This is a genomic window from Accumulibacter sp., from assembly GCF_016789985.1.
Classification (GTDB): Bacteria; Pseudomonadota; Gammaproteobacteria; order Burkholderiales; family Rhodocyclaceae; genus Accumulibacter.
The window spans coordinates 1-5,886 of record NZ_JAEUOL010000229.1 but is presented as its reverse complement, the minus strand read 5'-3'; the positions used below and the strand labels follow the sequence as shown (position 1 = coordinate 5,886).

Annotated in this window: 3 protein-coding genes; all 3 read right to left on the bottom strand. The window is 64.4% G+C overall.

Annotated features, from left to right (window positions below; translation table 11 throughout):
- The coding region (gene lpdA, locus JNK99_RS13105; protein WP_291853840.1) for a dihydrolipoyl dehydrogenase at positions 1-1,548 on the bottom strand (1,548 nt) is incomplete at its 3' end.
- A 13-nt stretch (positions 1,549-1,561) separates the two neighbouring features.
- Entirely contained in the window at positions 1,562-3,151 is a 1,590-nt protein-coding gene (gene aceF / locus JNK99_RS13100) for a dihydrolipoyllysine-residue acetyltransferase (RefSeq protein WP_291853838.1), read from the bottom strand.
- 12 nt (positions 3,152-3,163) lie between these two features.
- Positions 3,164-5,857 carry a pyruvate dehydrogenase (acetyl-transferring), homodimeric type gene (aceE, locus tag JNK99_RS13095; protein ID WP_291853836.1) on the bottom strand — a complete coding sequence of 898 codons (2,694 nt, stop codon included), beginning with the start codon at positions 5,855-5,857 and terminating at the stop codon, positions 3,164-3,166.
- Positions 5,858-5,886 lie beyond the last annotated feature (29 nt).

Sequence of the window (5,886 nt, the reverse complement as noted above, 5' to 3'; positions counted from 1 at the left end):
GATGATGCGGTGCGTCTCTTCATCGAAGATCAGCTTGGTGAAGCCCTCCTCCCGACCGTTGGCCAGCGCGCGCCCGGACGCCGCCCAGGGGAAGACACTCTTGCCGTACTTGATGCCTTCGGTCCGGCATTGCTCCTCGGTCTTGCCGGCCCAGGCGATCTCCGGATCGGTATAGGCTACCGAGGGAATCTGCAGGGCGTCGAAGCAGCGCTTGCTGCCGTGTGCCGCTTCGGCGGCGACATGTGCCTCATGCACGCCCTTGTGGGCGAGCATCGGCTGGCCAACGATGTCGCCGATGGCGAAGATGTGCGGCACGTTGGTGCGCAACTGCGTATCGACCGGAATGAAACCGCGCTCATTGACGAGGACACCGGCCTTGTCGGCTGCCAGCTTTCGCCCGTTGGGCGAGCGGCCGACGGCGACCAGCACGAGGTCGAAACGCTCCTTCTCGTCGCTGCTGTAAGTGACTTCGATTCCCTCGGGAGTGGCCGTTGCGGCCACCACGCCGGTGTTGAGCAGGATGCGGTCGAAGCGGTGGGCATTGCGCTTCTCCCAGACCTTGACCAGATCACGATCGGCGCCCGGCATGAGCACCGCCCCGAGTTCGACAACGGTGATGCGCGAACCGAGCGCCGAGTAGACGCTGGCCATTTCGAGACCGATGATGCCGCCACCGACGACCAGCATGCGCTTCGGAATCTGGCGCAGTTCGAGGGCGCCGGTCGAGTCGACGACGCGCGGGTCATCGGGCATGAAGGGCAGCGCGATCGGCTGCGATCCGGCAGCGATGATCGCCTTCTGGAAGCGGATCAGCTTGCTGCCACCACCGGCCAGCGCCACTTCGAGATGATGCGGGTCGGCAAACTGGCCGACCCCCTGCACCACTTCGACCTTGCGCCCCTTGGCCATGCCGGCGAGACCGCCGGTCAACTTGCCGACCACCTTGTCCTTGTGCGCACGCAGCTTGTCGAGATCGACACTCGGAGTAGCGAAGCTGACGCCGCAGTCGCCCATGTGCTGCGCTTCGTCCATCACCACGGCGATGTGCAGCAGCGCTTTCGACGGAATGCAGCCGACGTTGAGGCAGACGCCACCGAGCGTCGGGTAGCGCTCGACGAGGACGGTCTTCATGCCGAGGTCGGCGCTGCGGAAGGCTGCCGAGTAGCCACCCGGGCCGGCACCGAGCACCAGCATTTCGCACTCGAGGTCGGCGCTGCCGCTGACTGCCGGTCCGGCCGGTGCGGCCGGTGGGGTCGGCGCGGCACTGGCGGCTGGCGGAGCGCTGGCGGCGACCGCCTGGTCAGCAGTGGCGGTTTCGATCAGCGCCACGACAGACCCGGCGGAAACCTTGTCGCCGAGCTTCACCCTGACTTCCCTGACCACGCCGGCAACGTTGCTCGGCACATCCATCGTCGCCTTGTCGGACTCGAGGGTGACCAGTGCGTCGTCGATCCTGACCGTGTCGCCGGGCTTGACGCAGAGATCGATGACCGGCACGTCGTGATAGTCGCCGATGTCGGGAACGCTTGCTTCAATGATCTGGCTCATGATTTTCTCCCGCTCAGAGCAGCACGCGCCGCATATCGGCGAGGAGTTGCGCAAGGTACACGTTGAAGCGTGTCGCCAGTGCCCCGTCGATGACACGGTGATCGGCGGAGAGCGACATCGGCAGGATCAGCCGCGGCGCGAACTCCTTGCCGTTCCACACTGGTTTCATGACCGACTTGTTGACCCCCAGGATGGCCACTTCCGGCGCGTTGATGATCGGCGAGAAGCTGGTGCCACCGATACCACCGAGGCTCGATATGGTGAAGCAGGCGCCCGACATCTCGCCCGGCGTCAGCTTGCCGTCGCGTGCTTTTCTGGCCAGTTCGCCGCTCTCCAGTGCAAGCTGCACCACCGATTTCTGGTCGGCGTCCCGGATCACCGGAACGACCAGGCCGTTCGGCGTGTCGGCGGCGAAGGCGATGTGCACGTACTGCTTGAGCACCAGGTTGTCCCCGTCGAGCGAGCTGTTGAACTCGGGGAATTTCTTCAGCGCCACGCTGCAGGCTTTGATCAGGAAGGCGAGCATGGTCAGCTTGAGCCCCGACTTTTCGTTCTCGCGGTTGATCGCCACCCGGAAGGCTTCGAGGTCGGTGATGTCGGCGTCCTCATGGTAGGTGACCGCCGGAATCATTACCCAGTTGCGTGCCAGGTTCTGCGCCGAGATCTTCTTGATGCGGGCGAGTGGCTTGACCTCGACCGGACCGAACTTGGCGAAGTCGACCTTCGGCCAGGGCAGGAGGTCCAGCCCGCCACCCAGCGCCGGCGCGGCAGCAGCAGCGGGCGCCGCCGCCGCGCTCAGCACACTCTTGACGTAAGCGCTGACATCCTCCTTGAGGATGCGCCCTTTCGGCCCGCTGGCACCGACCTTGGCAAGGTCGACGCCGAGTTCGCGCGCCAGCAGGCGAACCGACGGACTGGCATGGGTCCGGGCACCCAGCGCCAGACCCGGTGTCGGCGGTGTGGTGGAGACCGGGACGGCCACGCGGCCCGCCGCAGCAGTTGTCGCAGCAGTTGCCGCGGCGGGCTGGACGTCGGCCGTGGCGGCCAGCGGAGCGGGTGGCGCGCGGCCGGCACCGGTTTCGACCACGGCGACGACGCTGCCGGCGGAAACCTTGTCGCCGAGTGACACCCTGAGCTCACGGATCACCCCGGCGACCGACGACGGCACATCCATCGTCGCCTTGTCCGATTCGAGGGTAACCAGTGCGTCGTCCACCTTGACCGTGTCGCCAGGCTTGACGCAGAGGTCGATCACCGGCACGTCGTGGTAGTCGCCAATGTCGGGCACCAGCACCTCGACCGTCGCGCCGGCCGAAGCGGCCACTGGTGCCGCAGCCGCCGGCGCCGGCGCGCCGGCTTCGGCTGCAGTCTCGAGGATGACCACCACCGCGCCTTCGGAGAGCTTCTCGCCAAGCGCCACACGGATCTCCCTGACCACGCCGGCCACCGGTGAGGGCACATCCATCGTCGCCTTGTCGGACTCGAGGGTGATCAGTGCATCATCGACCTTGACGACGTCGCCGACGATGACACAGATGTCGATCACCGGCACGTCGTGGTAGTCGCCAATGTCCGGGACTTTTGCTTCGATCAATTGACTCATCAGAGGGCTCCCTTAAACCGTCGTCGGGTTGGGTTTGTTCACGTCGATGCCATAGCGGGTGATCGCCTCGGCAATCTTGCCGCGCTCGATCGTCCCGTCATCGGCCAGCGCCTTGAGCGCGGCGACGGTGACCCAGCGGCGATCGACCTCGAAGAAATGCCGCAGTTTTTCGCGCGTGTCCGAACGACCGAAGCCGTCGGTACCCAGCGTCACGTAGCGACGATTGAGGAAGGGACGAATCTGCTCGGCGAACAGACGAACGTAGTCGGTCGCCGCGACGATCGGGCCACGCGTATCGCCCAGGCAGGTTTCGACGTGCGACACCCGAGGCTTGGCCAGCGGGTTGAGCATGTTCCAGCGCTGCACGTCGACACCTTCACGTGCCAGTTCGGTGAAGCTCGGGCAGCCCCAGAGGTCGGCATCGACGCCCCAGTCGTTCTTGAGCAGTTCGGCGGCGGCGATCACCTCGCGGAAGATCGTTCCGCAACCCAGCAGTTGCACACGCGGGGCGGCCGGCCGGGTGTCGGACGACTGGCCGCGGCGCAGCAGATACATTCCCTTGAGGATGTCGCGCTCGGCGCCGGCCGGCATTTCCGGATGCTCGTAGTTCTCGTTCATCACGGTGATGTAGTAGAAGAGGTCTTCCTGCTCCTGGTACATCCGGCGCATTCCCTCGCGCATGATGACGGCGACTTCGAAGGAGAAGGTCGGGTCGTAGCTCAGGCAGTTCGGAATCAGACTGGAAAGGACCAGCGAATGGCCATCCTCGTGCTGCAGACCCTCGCCGTTCAGCGTCGTGCGACCGGCCGTGCCGCCGATCAGGAAGCCGCGCGCCCGTTGGTCGGCAGCCGCCCAGCAAAGATCCATCGTGCGCTGCAGCCCGAACATCGAATAGCAGATGTAGAACGGGATCATCTGCACCCCGTGCACCGAGTACGCAGTCGCGGCGGCAATCCAGTCGCTCATCGCGCCGGCCTCGTTGATTCCCTCCTGCAGCACCTGACCGTCCTTTGATTCCTTGTAGAACATCAACTGGTCATGATCCTCGGGAACATACTTCTGGCCTTCCTGGTTCCAGATGCCGATCTGCCGGAACAGGCCTTCCATGCCGAAGGTGCGCGATTCGTCGGGAACGATCGGAACGACGTGGCGGCCGACCTTCTTGTCCTTGAGCAGGATGTTGAGCAGCCTGACGATGGCCATCGTGGTGGACACCTCGCGGCCCTCGCCCGAGGCCTTGAGCAGCGCGTCAAAGGCGGACAGTTCGGGGATCTCGAGCGGCTCGGCCGAGCGCCGGCGCCTCGGCAGGTAGCCACCCAGATCCATCCGCCGCTGTCGCATGTAGGTCAGCTCGGGCGAGCCTTCGGCAAACTTGAGGTAGGGCAGTTCCTCGATCTGGTCGTCACGCACCGGCAGAGCGAAACGGTCGCGGAACCGCTTGATCGCATCGAAATCGAGTTTCTTCTGCTGATGCGAGATGTTCATCCCCTCGCCGGCCTGACCCATGCCATAGCCCTTGATCGTCTTGGCCAGGATCAGCGTCGGCTGCCCCTGGTGCTCGACGGCGCTCTTGTAGGCGCTGAAGATCTTGAAGATGTCGTGGCCACCGCGGTTCAAGGCCCAGACCTGATCGTCGGTCCAGTCGGCGACGAGTTCCCTCAGTTCCGGCGTGTTGAAGAAGTGCTCGCGCACATAGGCGCCGTTCTTCGCCTTGAAGGTCTGGTACTCGCCGTCCACCGCCTCCATCATCCGCCGTTTGAGGATGCCCTTCTTGTCGCGCAGGAACAGCGCGTCCCAGTGGGTTCCCCAGATCAGCTTGATGACGTTCCAGCCGGCACCGCGGAAGGTTCCCTCGAGTTCCTGGATGATCTTGCCGTTGCCGCGCACTGGACCGTCCAGACGCTGCAGGTTGCAGTTGATCACGAAAATCAGGTTGTCGAGCCGCTCGCGCGCGGCCATGCCGATGGCACCGAGCGATTCGACCTCATCGGTCTCGCCGTCACCGAGGAAGGCCCAGACCTTGCGGTCGCCGGCCTGAATGAAACCGCGGCTGTCGAGGTATTTCATGAAGCGCGCCTGATAGATCGCCTGGATCGGGCCGAGGCCCATCGACACCGTCGGAAACTGCCAGAAATCGGGCATCAGCCAGGGGTGTGGATAGGACGAAATGCCCTTGCCGTCGACTTCCTGGCGAAAGCAGTCCATCTGTTCGTCGGTCAGGCGCCCGAGCAGATGCGCCCGTGCATAGACGCCCGGCACCGAGTGGCCCTGGAAGAAGATCAGGTCGCCACCATGCTGCTCGGAGGGTGCGTGCCAGAACCACGAAAAACCGACGTCGTAGAGCGCCGCGGCCGAAGCGAATGAGGCGATGTGACCACCGACGTTGCTGTGCTTGTTGGCGCGCACCACCATCGCCATGGCGTTCCAGCGAATGTAGTTGTGAATCCTGATTTCCAGGTCGGCGTTGCCGGGATACTTCGGCTGCCGATCGACCGGAATCGTGTTTACGTACTCGGTGGTGGCACTGTAGGGAATGTCGATTCCCTCCTGACGCGCCTGGCCAATCAGGCCTTCGATCAGGAAATGGGCGCGCTCGGCGCCCTCCTTGTCGATCACGCCGCTGAGCGCGTCCTGCCATTCCTGGGTTTCCTGTGGATCCGCATCGCTGATGCTGGCCGACAGCGCGTTTTCGGGCAGAGCTGCCATGACTTTGTCTCCTGATCTGCAGAATCGTG

Excerpts from the sequence above, each read along its gene's own strand:
- aceF (WP_291853838.1), bottom strand. The coding sequence starts at position 3,151 with ATGAGTCAATTGATCGAAGCAAAAGTCCCGGACATTGGCGACTACCAC.
- aceE (WP_291853836.1), bottom strand. The coding sequence starts at position 5,857 with ATGGCAGCTCTGCCCGAAAACGCGCTGTCGGCCAGCATCAGCGATGCG.